The organism is Pseudomonas marvdashtae, from assembly GCF_014268655.2.
Lineage (GTDB): Bacteria > Pseudomonadota > Gammaproteobacteria > Pseudomonadales > Pseudomonadaceae > Aquipseudomonas > Aquipseudomonas marvdashtae.
In genome coordinates this window covers 2,169,124-2,183,606 of sequence record NZ_JABWQX020000001.1, presented here as the reverse complement: position 1 = coordinate 2,183,606, position 14,483 = coordinate 2,169,124, and the positions used below count along the sequence as shown (strand labels likewise).

Sequence of the window (14,483 nt, the reverse complement as noted above, 5' to 3'; positions counted from 1 at the left end):
AACCCGGGTCCAAACCTTCCCCTTTCGTCGCTAAAAACCCCGCCAACAAAGGGCTATCCGCCCGTTCCTGATACTTGGCACAGCCATTGCCAACCTTGGGGAAATCCACGTCCTCACGCACAACAAGAGGTCTCATCATGCCCCTGCCTTATTTGCTCCCCGCCACCTCGGCCTTCGTCCAACGCGCCCCACGCATGCTCATCGGCGGTGACTGGGTCGAGGCCGCCGACGGTCAGACCATGCCGCTGCATAATCCGGCCACCGGCGAAGTGCTGTGCTTGGTACCACGGGCCACCCCCGACGATGTCGACCGCGCAGTGTTGGCCGCCCGTCAGGCTTTCGACGATTCGGCCTGGACCCGCACCCGCCCTCGGGAGCGGCAGAACCTGTTGTGGAAACTCGCCGACCTGATGCAGCGCGACGCCGAACTGCTGGCCCAGCTCGAATGCCTGAACAACGGCAAGAGCGCGGCGGTGGCGCAAGTGATGGACGTGCAACTGTCCATCGACTTCCTGCGCTACATGGCCGGTTGGGCCACCAAGATCGAAGGCTCCAGCGTCGACGTGTCGCTGCCGCTGATGCCCAACGATCAATTCCACAGTTTCATTCGCCGCGAAGCGGTGGGCGTGGTCGGCGCTATCGTCGCCTGGAATTTCCCGCTGCTGCTGGCTTGCTGGAAACTCGGCCCGGCACTGGCCACCGGTTGCACCGTCGTGCTCAAACCTGCCGACGAAACGCCGCTGACCGCGCTGAAGCTCGCAGAACTGGTGTTGGAAGCCGGTTACCCCGAAGGCGTGTTCAACGTGGTCTCCGGCACCGGTATCACGGCGGGCTCCGCCCTGACTCACAATCCGTTGGTGGACAAGCTGACGTTCACCGGCTCCACCGCCGTGGGCAAGCAGATCGGCAAGATCGCCATGGAATCCATGACCCGGGTCACTTTGGAACTCGGCGGCAAGTCGCCGACCATCGTCATGGCCGATGCCGACCTGAAGACCGCTGCCGCGGGTGCCGCCAGTGCGATTTTCTTCAACCAGGGCCAGGTCTGCTGCGCCGGTTCGCGGCTGTATGTGCAGCGCAAGCATTTCGACAATGTGGTGGCGGATATCGCCGACATCGCCAATGCAATGAAGCTCGGCAATGGCCTGGACCCCAGTGTCGAAATGGGCCCGCTGATCTCCGCGCGGCAACAGGAACGGGTTTATGGCTACATCGAAAAAGGTCGGGAAAGCGGCGCGACCATCGCCTGCGGCGGTGAGCAATTCGGGCCGGGGTTCTTCGTCAAACCCACGGTGATTGTCGATGTCGATCAGCAGCACTCATTGGTACAAGAAGAAATTTTCGGCCCGGTGCTGGTGGCGATTCCGTTCGACGACGAGGCTGATGCGCTGCGCATGGCCAATGACAGCCCTTATGGCCTTGGAGCAAGCATCTGGTCGAACGATTTGGCGGCGGTGCACCGGATGATTCCGCGGATCAAGTCGGGTTCGGTGTGGGTCAACTGTCACAGTGCCCTGGACCCGGCGTTGCCGTTTGGCGGCTACAAGATGTCGGGGGTCGGGCGCGAGATGGGGTATGCGGCGATCGAGCATTACACCGAGTTGAAATCGGTGTTGATCAAGCTCTGACACACAGATCGTTCCCACGCTCCGCGTGGGAACGACCTGCACCTCGAATGTCAGGGCTTGAACCCTTGCCCCAGCAGCCAGCTGCGAACCGCCTGCCCCTGCTCCGCCGTCAACCCAGCCAACACTTGTGCAGTCGGCTCGGTGTGCAACCGTCGCACCAACGCTGCCAACTCAATCCCTTGCACATGCCAGATCCCCAGCGGTTGATCCGCCGTGATCACCACCTCGGCCTCATCCACAAATCCATCGCGCAATACCGGCGCCAGCTCAATCCTCAGAGCGGAGAAATTCGCCTCGGCGTGGGCGACCTCAGCATCCGGCCACTGCCGCCGCGCCTGCCAGAACGGCTGGTTCGACCAACGCTGCTCATCGGCATAAAAGTCCCGGCCAATGCGCGCGAAGCGTAAAAACAACTGCTCCACCCGTTGCTGATGAAAACGCTGTGCCAGCAACCTCCGCTCAGGTTTGCGCAACAGCGTGTTGATCACCGCAGGCGCTTGCAACGCCGAAGACAACGACTGGAAGATGCCATTACCCGACAGCGGATCCACCGCCATGGCGGCGTCGCCCACACGAATCCAATGATCGCCGCAGACCTGCGGACACAAGATCGCCGTACTGCTGCGGGCATGCAGGTGCAGATCGGTTTGCGGTTCACCCCCGAAAAACGCCTGGGTCAATGCCGACTGCTGGAACCGCTGGCGGCAGTAGTCGAGCAACAGCGCCTTGCCCGGCAACTCGGCACTGGCCACGTCCACCGTCCATTGCCAATAACACTGGCCGTCGGCCCGGCGCGCCATCCAGGCCCAGCCGTCCGCAAGGCTTTCCACAGCGCTGGCGTTGGTACCCGGCGCACCTTGCCAGCGATTGAGCAAGCTGACCGTCTCCGGCCCACGCAGGCCTTTACCAAGGGCAGGTGCCTGGCGTCCGCGGGCCTCCACCAGGAAATCCGCGAGCAGCGCGTCACGCCCTTGCAGTTCGATTCGATGTGCCGAAGCGTGTGGCTGCACCGTCAGCACTCGGCCCTCGATCAACTCAACCCCCGCCAGGCGCAAATCCTCGCGCAAGCCGCGATCGAAGCTCGGGCGATCCAGCAAAAATTCGATGTTCTGAGCATGCTGCTGACCGTTCCAGGACACCTGTCGCTGGGAAGGCTGCGCCGCGTCCGTCAATGTTTGATGCAGCCCCGCACCGCGCAAGGCATCCAACACCCGCACGGAAACCCCTTCCAGTGCCGCGAAGCGCCGCCATTCACTGACCAATGTCACGGGATACCCAAGCCGTCGCAACCCCAGGGCCACCGCCGCCCCCGCAGGCCCCGCGCCAAGAATCACAATCGGCTTCATGCGCCGACGCGCCGTTCAGGGCCGTGATAACGGGCGTTCTTTTGCAGCCACTCGACAACGTGTTCGTTGCTCGCCTCGGGATTTTCGATGAGCAAGCCCACAATGTGCCCGCTCAATGCCGCACAGCCGAGGCTCGCACCCGACTGCCCCGGGTAGGTACCGTGAACACACGCGGCAAAATCCGCCTGGGCGCTGTTGAGCCACGACCATTGCTGCTCGGTGCAACGAGCGTCGCCGGTGACCCGCAGCACCTGCGGATACTTTGCCGGGAACACCCCTTCGCCCTGGGCCGGGCTGGACGCACACAGCAAAATGCCCCGCGCCACCGCCGCAGCACAGGCTTCACGCAACAGGTGACGATCCTGCCGCAACCCGAGGCTCAGATTGATCAACCGCACGTCCTGCGCCACCAGCCAATCGATGGCGGTAGCGATCTGCAAGGCGCTGGTGACGCCACGCTGGTCGAACACCTGGGCTACGCAAAAAACCGCCGCCGGTGCACGCCGGCTGATGGCCTCGATCACCGCGCTACCATGGCCCAGCGGATCGTCGCGTAGATCGCTTTCGGCCTGTCCATCCTCCTGTAGCGAGAACCGCCGACCGGCAATCACTCGCCCCCGTTGCGCCGGCGAATGACCACTGTCCACCACCCCAATCCGCAGCTCAGGCCTCATGCTGCACCGTTCTTGACGTGAGCACGCCATCCAGCAGTTCAAAGCACAGATCGGCATCGGCCAGGGTCGAGGGGCGATGGCTGATCAGGATCCGCGTACGCCCGGCGAACAACCGGTCGATGGCCGCGATCACTTCGCGCTCGGTGGCTTCGTCGACCGCCGAAGTCGCTTCGTCCAGCACCAGGATCAACGGATCCTGCAACAGCGCCCGGGCGATGGCGATGCGCTGTTTCTGCCCGCCGGACAACTGCTGGCCACGCTCGCCCAAAGGGCTGTCGAGGCCTTCGGGCAGTGACTCGACCAGGTTGTCGAGCTGCGCCAGCCGCGCCACTTCGGCAATCGCTTCGCGACTGGCGTCGGGCACCGCGTAGGCCAGGTTGTCGGCGAGGCTGCCGCGAAACAGCACGATGTCCTGACTGACTACGGCTATCCGCCGACGCAGCTGGAACAGGTCCAGTTCCCGCAGATCGACCTCCCCCAGCAAGACCCGACCGGACTGCGGATCGTGGTGCCGCTGCAGCAGATCGATCAGGGTCGACTTACCGACACCAGAGCCGCCGCTCAGGGCGACTTTCAACCCATAGGGAATTCGCGCTTGAATACCACGCAAGGTGGTCGGGCGACCGGGATGGCTGAAGTGCACGTTGTCGAAACGCAGTTCGCCAGAGACCGGCATCGGCTGCGGCGCAACCGGAGTGAGGACGGTTGGCTCTTCACCGCGCAGTTCCATGACCCGCCCAAGGCTCACGGTCATCCGCTGAATCGCTACGTAGAGCCCTAGCAGGCTCTGGACCGGGCCGACAGCCATGCCCAGATAGGTGGAAAAGGCGATCAACGCGCCCAATTGCCAAGTCCCTTGCACCACCCAGTACCCGCCAATCAAAAACGCACAGGCCCGCGACAACGATGTCAGCGTGCCGGGCACCGCTTGGGTGAAAAACTCAGTGACCTGCAGGCGCAAGAGCTGACTCATATACCCTTGGCCCAACGTCTGCAGTCGCTGCGCCTCGCGCTGTTGTTGTCCGGCGGACTGGATGAATTTCATCACCGGCAAGGTCTCGACCATGAACGAGGACATGTCCGCCGAACGCTCGCGCAACTGCCGCACATCGCGCTCGACCTTACGCCGCATCCAGCGTAGCCAAAGCACGTCGAGTGGAATCAGCACCAAGGCCAGCAGCGACAGTTGCCACGACAAGGTCACCAACATCGCCACGGCGACCACCAGGCCAATCACGCTCGACACCGCCGAGAACAGGGAATCCACGGCAAAGCGCTGGATCTCCGCGACATCGCCATCCAGACGCGACATCAGATCACCGATGCGCCGCTGGCCGTAGAAACCCGGCGAGAGCGTCTGCAGATGCCGATAAAGGTCATCGCGCAGGGCAAACAGAATCCGTCCGGACAATCGCGTGTGCAGGTACCGATTGATGCCCGACAGCGCCGTGCCCAACAACCCGGCGACAATCATCAACCCGGCGATCAGCGCCAGCATCGCAAAGTTGCGCGCCAACAGGCCGTCGTCGATCAGCAGCTTGGTTAGCCAGGGTTGCACCAATACCAGCGACGAAGCGCAGACCGACAGCCCAAGCAGCCCGGCGATCGCCAACCGGTGCGGGCGCACGAAGCTGTAGAGCCAGCGCAACGCCGCTTGCAGGGCCGCGGGGTTCTGGCTGTCGACCAGCCGAACGATCAAACGCAGCATCACGAACGCAACAGTTTGAGCTTGCGATACAGGGTCGCGCGGCTGATACCCAAGGCATCGGCGGCGGCCGAGACGTTACCTTGGTGCGTGTCCAGGGACTGACGAATCAGCTCCAGTTCATGTTCACGAATACTGCCGCTCTGAGGGCGTTCGCCGACGGTCAGTTCGTCGAGCATACTGTCGGGCAGATGGTCGAGGGTGAGCACGGCGTCCCCGGGTTCACGCATGGCCAACGCGGTGCGCAGAACCATTTCCAATTGGCGGATGTTGCCCGGCCAGTGATAGCCGCCTAGCAAGCGGATCAAATCGTCATGCAGGACCACTGTCGGCGCATCGAGTTTGGCCAGCAAACGATCGACCAGGCCATTGAAGTCGTCGCGCTCGCGCAGGGCCGGGAGCATTACGCTGATGCCGTTGACCCGGTAAAACAGATCCTCGCGAAAGTGTTTGTCTTCCACCAGACGCTTAAGGTCGCGGTGCGTGGCGCAGATCAGCGCGATGTCGATGTCTTGCTCCTCTCCAGCGCCCAGCGGCGCGACCTTGCGGTCCTGCAGTACCCTGAGTAAACGGGCTTGCAAGGCCAGCGGCATGTCGCCAATTTCATCGAGAAACAACGTGCCGCCATGGGCCTGTTGCAGGCGCCCGACCATGCCGCCCCGGCGCGAACCGGTAAAGGCGCCTTCGCGATAGCCAAACAGCTCCGACTCGATCAGGCCCTCGGGGATGGCCGCGCAGTTCACCGCGACGAAAGGTTTGTCGCAGCGGGTTCCAGCCATATGCAGCGCTCGGGCGATGACTTCTTTACCGGTGCCCGTTTCGCCCAACAGCAACACTGGCAATTCATTGGCCAGGCCTTGGCGGGCCATGCGCAGCGCCCGGGCGTAACGGGCATTGTTGCCGGCCAGGGATTCGAGATCGGGCTGCGGTTTAGCGGTTTTAATTGGGGTGCGCGATGGAGCGCTGACGTTGATCGAGCGCTGCGGCGCGCGCAGGGTTTTGTAGAAAAATTCACCCTTGGCGGTTTGCAGACTGCCGATGCCGCCCTGATGCAGGCGCGATAACAGTTGCAGGCCATCGACACCCAGGAACTCTTCACAGCGTCGGCCAACCAGCGCCGAACGCTCGGCATGGAGCAACTGACATGCCTGGGCGCTGACCGCGAGGATCTGCCCGCCTAGACTCACCGCGAGCAAACCCTGCCAGGGGGATTCGAGGTATTGCCGACGGCTGTGGAAGGCAAGGACGATCTGTTCCGGGTAACAAGCGTTGAACACGCGACTTTCGATCTGGCTGACGGCCATGGTCAGCAACGCCGTGCTGTCGTGAACGCGGCCGAGCGGGCCTTCGCGGGTCAGGTCAAGGACGCCGAGGATGTCACCCTCCGGGCAATAAATCGGCACCGAGGTGCAGGAAAAATCGGTCAGACGGTCTAGGTAATGCTCGCCGCAATCGATCATCGTTGGCCGGGCTTCCACCAGCGCGGTACCCAGCGCGTTGGTGCCGCGCGCCGCTTCGCTCCAACACGCGCCCAGCGTGATGTCTTGCAGGTTGCTACCTTTGAAACGATCGGCGCGCCCTTCGGCTGCCAGGATGGTGGCGTCGGAATTGGCGAGGATGATGAGCCCTTCCTTGCCCTGGCGCTCGGCCAGATAATCGATGGCCGGCATCGCCGCATCGATCAACAACCGATTGCTTTCCAGCAGCACTTCAAGGCTGGCGTTCGACTCCAACGCCAGTTCTTGCTTGGCATTGAAATGCACGCCATGACTGAGACTGCGCCGCCAGGACGCATCGATTTCCGCGCGCAATACGCCATCGGGAACGGTGCCCTCGAGGTGCAGTTTTTCCCGGGCCAGCCGGGCCTCGCGATGAAGTTTGGGATGAGTTGTTTTTATCAGCATCATCAAGCGCTCCGGATCGGTCCGCCCTGCGCCCTTCTAGGTTCAGCGCCTTGCCGCCATCTTTACGTTAACGTCAGGGCATTGGCAAGTGCCTTATGGCATTTATCAGCACCCCTATGGGATTGACGACCAACACCGTCGCTGGCCGAACGCTTGATGTACCGGCTTCCATAAAACCATCTGCCGCTGTCTGGTAACGAAAGCCTGTCACTACGGCGGGTAGCCCATACTTTCGAATCAGAGGAGCAACTTTTTCCAGGTTGGATGTCTACCGGATACGTCGTTTCGCAACACCACTGGAGCTCAATACCCCATGCACAAAATCACCACGTATGCCTTCGCATTACTGTGCATGGCCGCAGGGCCAACTTATGCTGATGACCCTGATAAGGAAATCCGGGAGCAATACCAGCGGTACTGGGAACACCAGCGAAAGATGGAGAAAGCGGATCAGGAAAATAACAGGGAACACCGAAAGGCCCACGAAGAGATGGCTCGCGAAAAACGCAAGCATTACGAGGAAATGGAGCGAGAAGACGCCAAGCGCAGGGCTGAGTTTTATCGAAAGCGAGAAAAGGCTTATCGTGAAACCTCTGGCGCAGCAGCCAGAGCCCGATCAGCGGAGCTGAGTCTTAGTCATAAGCCTTATGCGTTCAAACCGTTCCAGCCGTGAACGCCCACGTACAGACCAACCCCAATGATCAACACGCTGGACAAATAAGGCGCCCGACGCGCAACGGTGCTCAGCCACGGCCAGCGGTTGGTGGCTTGCCGTGCGCCAATGGCTGCCGCCGCTCCCACAGTAACCAAGGTGATCGCCAAGCCAATGCTGAAACACAAGACAAGCATGCCGCCCAGCGCGACTTCTTTAACTTGAAGGCAGAGCAACAGAACGGTGATGGCAGCCGGACAAGGAATCAGTCCACCCGTCAGGCCGAACACAATGATCTGGCCCGTGGTGACTTCACGGTTGGTGAAACGCTTGCGGATATCGTTGGCGTGCGCCCGTTCGTGGGCGTCCTGGTAACCTTCCAGAGACAGCTCCAAGTCCTCCAATTCGGCGTGTTCATGCCCATGGTCATGTTCGCCCTGATGATGCTCATCACCTTGCTCGAACTTGAACATCTGTTCGCCACGCCAGGTACGCCAGAGCATCCACAACGCGATGGCAATGATCAGGGCCGCAGATGCGAGTTGGAAGTACGGCTCCGTCGTCTCAGCGTCCAGCCCTTGGCCCAGGTACATGCCACCGATCGCGACCAGCCACACCACCGCAGTGTGGGATAGCGTCGCCGCCAATCCCAGCAAAACCGCCTGCTTTACCGACCCCCTGATCGCCACGATAAACGCCGCCATCATGGTTTTCGAATGACCCGGCTCCAGGCCATGCAAGGCGCCCAGCAAGATGGCGCTGGGGAAATACAGCCAGGCGTGAGCGCCGCCTTGTTGCAGCAATTCAGCAAAATTGGGCATGTCGAGCCTAGAGGTACTTGGTGATTTGTTTGAAGGCTTCCAGCGGCGCGCGCTCACCTTTGTTCAGCGCCGAAACGGTGTCTTCCAGGCAGTGATCGATGTGATCCTGGATCAACGTCCGCTTGGCCTGGCACACCGCTTTCTCCACCGCATGCAACTGCTGGGCGATATCCACGCACTCACGCCCCTCTTCGATCATGAGGATGATGCTGCGCAAGTGACCGTCCGCGCGTTTGAGGCGCTTGATGATCGCTTCATGGCTTTGGTGGGTATGGGGATGGCTGTGTTCGTGTTGGTCACTCATGACTTGAGTCTCGGACTTCAATGAATTACGCTGGCAATCCTATCCCCCCAGGGGGGATATGGCAAACCCAGAATAACGAGTCGAAACACGATCATTATGTTCAGCAGGACACTGACAACAGCAGTGGTATTCGCGCTGGCTTTCGCCATGTTCATGGCCTGGGCCGGGCATACCCGTACGCTGTCGATGATGTCGGACCAGCCCTCTTGGGATGTCGCGCAAGACGCTCATCATCATTCTCATGATGAGCAAGCTGACATGACGTGTTCGAACTGCGCGGATCACTATCACTCCCCCCTGACCCCCGATCATCAACACGAGACGCCGCAACTCACCTCCGTGCCGATCCTGGCGGCCCAGCCACAGCTCTCTCCACAAGCCGAGGTCCTTGGTTACGCCGTTCCCCGTGCGCCCATTTTTCTGATCGAGCGTCCACCTCGTCCTTCGCGTGCCTCCTGACATGGTCGCCCTGCGGCCCTTGATCACTGCAACGAAGGATTTAATCCATGCATTCACACTCAATGAGAGGCGTCGGCGCGTTCATTGCGCCTTCGCATCGCCCACTCCTACTGTTGTTTCTATTGCTCGCGTCATTTCTTGTCGGAATGCCCGAAGCCCTCGCCCATGCCGTCGCTGAAGGCGATAAAGGTTTCATCCAGGAAAGCGCCGGCGTCATGTTGCTGCCCTTTGTCTACATGGGCGCCAAACACATGATGACGGGCTACGATCACCTGCTGTTTCTGTTCGGGGTGATTTTCTTCCTGTATCGCCTGAAGGACGTAGGGCTCTACGTCACATTGTTCGCCGTTGGACACTCGGTCACGCTGCTGCTCGGCGTGCTGACCGAGGTCAGTATCAGCTCGTACATTATCGACGCCATCATCGGTTTCTCGGTGGTGTACAAGGCGCTCGATAACCTGGGCGCGTTCCAGCGCTGGTTCGGTGTCCAACCCAATACCAAGGTCGCTACGCTGATCTTCGGCCTGCTCCACGGGTTTGGCCTGGCAACGAAAATCCAGGAATACGAAATTTCTCCCGACGGCCTGATTCCCAACCTGATCGCCTTCAACGTTGGTGTCGAGATCGGTCAGTTGCTGGCCCTCAGCGCGATTCTCATTCTGATGGGGTATTGGCGGCGCACCAGCAGTTTCTGGCGCCATGCCTACACCGCCAACGTCGCCATGATGAGTGCCGGTTTCCTTTTGATGGGTTACCAGATCACCGGCCTGTTTGTCTCCGCCTAAGGAATTTCGACCATGTTCAATACGCCACTCCCCACTGTTAATGAACTGCCCAGCGCCCACCAACTGGTGCGCTCGACCGTCATCGCCTTGCTGGCTGCGGTCGGCTTGTTGGTCACCGTCGTCATGCCTTCGGAATATGCGATTGATCCCACAGGCGTGGGCCGTGTACTGGGCCTGACGCAAATGGGCGAAATGAAAATTACGCTCGCCCAAGAGGCGTTGGCGGATGCAGCGCCGCAGCCGGTGCAAGAGGCTCCGGCTCCACAGATTGCAGCTGCAACCCTTGCAGCTCAACCTGCGCCTTCACCCGCGGTCCAGCCCAGCCCGGCCCTGAAGACAGATGAAATGACCGTCACGCTAAAACCGGGCGAAGCGACAGAAATCAAACTGGAAATGCTCAAGGACAAAACTGTCAGCTATGAATGGACGGCATCCGGCGGGCCGGTGAACCATGACACCCATGGCGAACCCTACAACGGCGAAAAAGGCTATTTCCATAGCTACTCCAAAGCCAAGCAAGTCAAAGGGGACAAGGGCGAATTCACCGCTTTGTTCGACGGCACCCATGGCTGGTTCTGGCGTAATCGCACGAGTAATGACGTGACCATTTCGTTGAAGACGACAGGTGATTACCTGAGCGTCAAACGCTGATTCCAGTCGTAAAACGTTTTTGATTCGTAAAACCATAAGACCAGGGCCGCAAATGCGGCCTCGGGTCCATCACAGAATGGCTTCAAATCGCCTTGGCATGCCTCGGTAATGCGATGGAAATCAGGGCGGCCAGCAATACGAATACGCTCGAGATCCACAAACACGCCTCCAGACCATATAGCTGATAAACCCAGCCGGAAAGCACGGTTCCAATCAGTCGTCCCATGGCGTTCGACATGTAATAGAAGCCCACGTCCAGCGATACGCCATCTTCCTTGGCATAGGACACGATCAGGTAGCTGTGCAGGGACGAATTCACCGCAAACAGCACACCAAAAACCATGAGGCCGCCCAGCAGTACCGTCTGTGGAGACCACCCGGTGTTGAGCCCAAGCGCAATCAAGGCTGGCAGGCCCGCCAGGGCAAGTGCCCACACAAAAGCCGCACGCCCATCCGGGACATGCCCACTCTTCTTGCCGGTGATCCTGGGTGCGAAAGATTGCACGATACCGTAGCCAATCACCCAGGCAGCCAGGAAGCCACCAACCCTCCAGAAGTCCCAGCCAAAGACACTGCTCAAGTACACCGGCAAAGCCACCACGAACCAGACATCGCGGGCACCGAACAGGAACATCCGCGCCGCCGAAAGAATGTTGATTGCCCGGCTTTTGGACAAGAGCTCACGAAACTTGGGTTTGGCTTTTGCCTTGCCCAGGTCCTTCTTCAACAACATCACGCTGCTGATCCAGATCACGGCCAGGACACCCGCCATGGCCAGTAAAGCGCCTTTGAAGCCGATCAGGACCAGCAAGGCTCCCCCAAGAAAGAAGCCCACACCCTTGAGTGCGTTCTTCGAGCCGGTGAGGATCGCCACCCATTGATAAAGCTTGCCCTGCTGCCCATCGGGGACCAGCAGCTTGATCGAGCTTTTGGCGCTCATCTTGTTCAAGTCTTTGGCAATCCCAGACAGGGCCTGGGCACCCATCACCCAGGGGATGGTCAGCCAGGCAACCGGAACCGTAAGCATCAGCAATGCTGCGACCTGGATGCCCAGCCCGATGTTCATGGTCCGGTTCAGCCCCAGCCGCGCACCGAGGTAACCACCCACCAGGTTGGTGATCACGCCAAAAATTTCGTAGAACAGAAACAACGCGGCGATTTGCAGCGGGCTGTAGCCCAACGCGTGAAAGTGCAGCACCACCAACATGCGCAGGGCACCATCGGTGAGGGTGAAGGCCCAGTAGTTGCCCGTCACGAGCAGGTACTGCCGCACTTCCGGAGCGAGGGCTGACAAGGCTTTCATGACCGCTCCTTAGACTGCCAGACCGACCAGTCTGGCCAATTCAACGGTGCGGTTGGCATAACCCCATTCATTGTCGTACCAGGCATAGAGTTTGACCTGGGTGCCGTTGATGACCATGGTCGACAGCGCATCGATGATCGATGAACGCGGATCGGTACGGTAGTCGATAGACACCAACGGACGTTCCTCAAAACCGAGGATGTCTTTCAGCTCGTTCTCGGAAGCGTCCTTGAGGAGCTGATTGACCTCTTCGACAGTGGTGGCCCGCTCGACTTCAAAGACACAGTCGGTCAGCGAAGCGTTGGCCAGCGGCACGCGCACGGCGTGACCATTCAGGCGTCCACGCAGCTCCGGGAAGATCTCGGCGATGGCGGTGGCCGAGCCGGTGCTGGTTGGAATCAGACTCATGCCTGAAGCACGCGCACGACGCAGATCCTTGTGCGGCTGATCGAGGATGCTTTGGGTGTTGGTCAGGTCATGGATAGTGGTGATCGAGCCGTGGCGAATGCCCAGCTTTTCGTGGATGACTTTCACAACGGGCGCCAAACAGTTGGTGGTGCACGAAGCTGCGGTGACGATACGGTGCTGCGCGGGATCGAACAGGTGCTGGTTGACGCCCATGACGACGTTCAACGCGCCCTGCTCTTTCACCGGAGCGCAGACCACTACACGCTTGACGCCCTGATCCAGGTAGGCCTGCAACACCGCCACGGTTTTCATCTTGCCGCTGGCCTCGATCACCAGATCGCAGCTCGTCCAATCTGTTTCGGCAATCGATTTGTCGGCCGTTACTTTGATCCGTTTTCCGTCGATGACGACGTTGTCGCCGTCGGCGCTGGCTTCGTTGTGCCAACGGCCATGCACCGAGTCGAAGTTGATCAGGTGAGCATGCGTCACCGCGTCGCCCGCTGGATCGTTGATCTGCACGAATTCGAACTCTGGCCAGTTCCAGGCTGCTCGTAGAGCAAGGCGACCGATCCGGCCAAAACCATTGATGCCAATTTTAATAGTCATGTGTCGTGCTCTGTCTCTGGTGTCAGTGGGCGTTCGTCTGGGTGTCGAACTGGCCGATGTATTCAATGTGCGCGGGATGCTGGATGGCACGCGGACGCAACGACTGGACATCACGAATGGCATCGCTGAACGGCACACCACTCTCGATCAACAATTGAGCGGCGACCAAACCGGTACGGCCCGAACCGCCCTTGCAATGAATGGCGATGGTTTTCCCTTCAGTCAGCAGTTGCTTGAGTCGCGGGACGTGCTGCTCCCATGCGGCGTTGAAAGCCTCACCAGGTGCTTGATCGTCTTCTATCGGTAGGTGAAACCACTCGATGTCGAGCATCTGGCACTCTTCCGGCAGCAGGTCGATCTCGTTCTGAAGCAACTCCTCGGTCGGCATCAGCGTCAGTAATGCCGAGGCACCAGCGTCTTTAAGCGTTTGCAGCGCCTCGAAAGGCCGGGTGCCCTTTGTGCCAGGGCAAGGGGTGAAGATCAGTTGGCCTTTGAACTGCACCAAGGGCAAGACGGAGTATGGATGCTGTTGCACGATGAAGAATCCTCAAAAAGTGCACCGAACTGAACGGTGCCGTGAGCTGCGCAGCCCAACTGAACACAAGGTAGATGCCGAGAAACCAAGGATGGAAGCAGCCATGCATTCGGCTTCAATATATACGATAAAACAAATATAAAAACATTTGACGTCAGGCTCATCATCATCCTGACGGAGCGACGGTCAGGAGATATTTCAGAGTGTTGATGTGAAAACCGTCGGCACGATGGCTTCCAATCCCAAAAGTGATGAGTATGTCATCCGGCAAACGCACCCGACGCATTCGAAAATACATATATGCATATTTTGTAATATGCCTGTCATTACGCAGGCGCTAATCTCACTCTGACGGTCACTCAAGCAGGAGGCTGAAATGAAGGAGCCAGTTGTGAACGGCTTGCCGGCACCAGGCGTTCGCCTTTGCTGCCGGATGCTTCGGAATCGCCGCCTTGAATAACTCTCCAGGCCATGAAATTTCCGAGAACGACGTGTCTCCGGTTCCATGCGCTGAGCAATTGAAGAGCGAAGCCCAAGACTGGATCGTGCGCCTCACTTCAGGGCGCGCGACCACGACTGATGCCAACGCTCTCAATGCTTGGTGCCAACGTAGTCCTGCGCATGCCCACGCGTTTGCAGAGGCAAAAGCTCTTTGGCATGCCTTGAAAAGTGCGGCACAAAGCTCGTTCTAGCCGAAAACGA

The 14,483-nt window shown here is 59.7% G+C and carries 15 protein-coding genes; 6 read left to right on the top strand and 9 right to left on the bottom strand.

All coding sequences use genetic code 11. The features are described from left to right. The first annotated feature begins 137 nt into the window (after positions 1–137). On the top strand, positions 138–1,628 hold the full coding sequence (locus tag HU742_RS10060; protein ID WP_186642383.1) for an aldehyde dehydrogenase family protein: 1,491 nt from the start codon (positions 138–140) through the stop codon (positions 1,626–1,628). A 50-nt stretch (positions 1,629–1,678) separates the two neighbouring features. On the opposite strand, the gene qhpG is transcribed toward HU742_RS10060, so the two are convergent. Genes qhpG through HU742_RS10040 form a run of 4 tightly spaced genes read right to left on the bottom strand, consistent with a single transcriptional unit; the run spans position 1,679 to position 7,260 of the window. Further along, positions 1,679–2,974, bottom strand: a complete 1,296-nt coding sequence (gene qhpG / locus HU742_RS10055; RefSeq protein ID WP_186642382.1) for a flavin-dependent monooxygenase QhpG — start codon at positions 2,972–2,974, stop codon at positions 1,679–1,681. After that, positions 2,971–3,648 (bottom strand): subtilisin-like serine protease QhpE, encoded by a 678-nt coding sequence (gene qhpE, locus HU742_RS10050; RefSeq protein ID WP_186631214.1) that lies wholly within the window; start codon positions 3,646–3,648, stop codon positions 2,971–2,973. Before qhpE ends, qhpG begins: the two co-directional genes overlap by 4 nt. Next, a complete protein-coding gene (locus HU742_RS10045) occupies positions 3,638–5,356 on the bottom strand; it encodes an ABC transporter ATP-binding protein (protein ID WP_186642381.1) in 1,719 nt (572 codons plus the stop codon). Before HU742_RS10045 ends, qhpE begins: the two co-directional genes overlap by 11 nt. Beyond that, positions 5,356–7,260 carry a sigma-54-dependent Fis family transcriptional regulator gene (locus tag HU742_RS10040; RefSeq protein WP_186642380.1) on the bottom strand — a complete coding sequence of 635 codons (1,905 nt, stop codon included), beginning with the start codon at positions 7,258–7,260 and terminating at the stop codon, positions 5,356–5,358. The genes HU742_RS10045 and HU742_RS10040 overlap by 1 nt, the downstream gene beginning before the upstream one ends. A 310-nt stretch (positions 7,261–7,570) precedes the next feature. On the opposite strand from HU742_RS10040, the gene HU742_RS10035 reads away from it, so the two are divergent. After that, positions 7,571–7,930 (top strand): hypothetical protein, encoded by a 360-nt coding sequence (locus tag HU742_RS10035; RefSeq protein ID WP_186642379.1) that lies wholly within the window; start codon positions 7,571–7,573, stop codon positions 7,928–7,930. On the opposite strand, the gene HU742_RS10030 is transcribed toward HU742_RS10035, so the two are convergent. Continuing rightward, entirely contained in the window at positions 7,903–8,730 is an 828-nt protein-coding gene (locus tag HU742_RS10030) for a nickel/cobalt efflux protein RcnA (protein WP_186631205.1), read from the bottom strand. The two genes, HU742_RS10035 and HU742_RS10030, sit on opposite strands and share 28 nt — an antisense overlap. Before the next feature lie 7 nt (positions 8,731–8,737). After that, entirely contained in the window at positions 8,738–9,034 is a 297-nt protein-coding gene (locus HU742_RS10025) for a metal-sensing transcriptional repressor (RefSeq protein WP_186642378.1), read from the bottom strand. Positions 9,035–9,130: 96 nt separating this feature from the next. Between HU742_RS10025 and HU742_RS10020 the strand changes: the two genes are divergently transcribed. The 3 genes from HU742_RS10020 to HU742_RS10010 are packed head-to-tail and all read left to right on the top strand — an operon-like array spanning position 9,131 to position 10,929. Further along, complete coding sequence (locus tag HU742_RS10020; RefSeq protein WP_186642377.1) at positions 9,131–9,493, top strand: hypothetical protein; 363 nt, start codon at positions 9,131–9,133, stop codon at positions 9,491–9,493. A 47-nt stretch (positions 9,494–9,540) separates the two neighbouring features. After that, positions 9,541–10,278: a HupE/UreJ family protein gene (locus HU742_RS10015; protein WP_186642376.1), complete on the top strand. Its 738-nt coding sequence runs from the start codon at positions 9,541–9,543 to the stop codon at positions 10,276–10,278. Between the two features lie 12 nt (positions 10,279–10,290). Then, on the top strand, positions 10,291–10,929 hold the full coding sequence (locus HU742_RS10010; protein WP_186642375.1) for a transmembrane anchor protein: 639 nt from the start codon (positions 10,291–10,293) through the stop codon (positions 10,927–10,929). A gap of 82 nt (positions 10,930–11,011) precedes the next feature. Here the strand turns inward: HU742_RS10010 and arsJ are convergent, their stop codons facing one another. Genes arsJ through HU742_RS09995 form a run of 3 tightly spaced genes read right to left on the bottom strand, consistent with a single transcriptional unit; the run spans position 11,012 to position 13,781 of the window. Beyond that, positions 11,012–12,232: an organoarsenical effux MFS transporter ArsJ gene (gene arsJ, locus HU742_RS10005; protein ID WP_186642374.1), complete on the bottom strand. Its 1,221-nt coding sequence runs from the start codon at positions 12,230–12,232 to the stop codon at positions 11,012–11,014. Between the two features lie 9 nt (positions 12,233–12,241). Then, the gene (locus tag HU742_RS10000; protein WP_186631189.1) at positions 12,242–13,246 is read right to left on the bottom strand and encodes an ArsJ-associated glyceraldehyde-3-phosphate dehydrogenase; all 1,005 of its coding nucleotides are present in this window, start codon (positions 13,244–13,246) and stop codon (positions 12,242–12,244) included. A 22-nt stretch (positions 13,247–13,268) separates the two neighbouring features. Continuing rightward, positions 13,269–13,781, bottom strand: a complete 513-nt coding sequence (locus HU742_RS09995) for a cyclin-dependent kinase inhibitor 3 family protein (RefSeq protein WP_186642373.1) — start codon at positions 13,779–13,781, stop codon at positions 13,269–13,271. 491 nt (positions 13,782–14,272) lie between these two features. Between HU742_RS09995 and HU742_RS09990 the strand changes: the two genes are divergently transcribed. After that, complete coding sequence (locus HU742_RS09990; protein WP_082112048.1) at positions 14,273–14,473, top strand: FecR/PupR family sigma factor regulator; 201 nt, start codon at positions 14,273–14,275, stop codon at positions 14,471–14,473. The last annotated feature ends 10 nt before the right edge of the window (positions 14,474–14,483 follow it).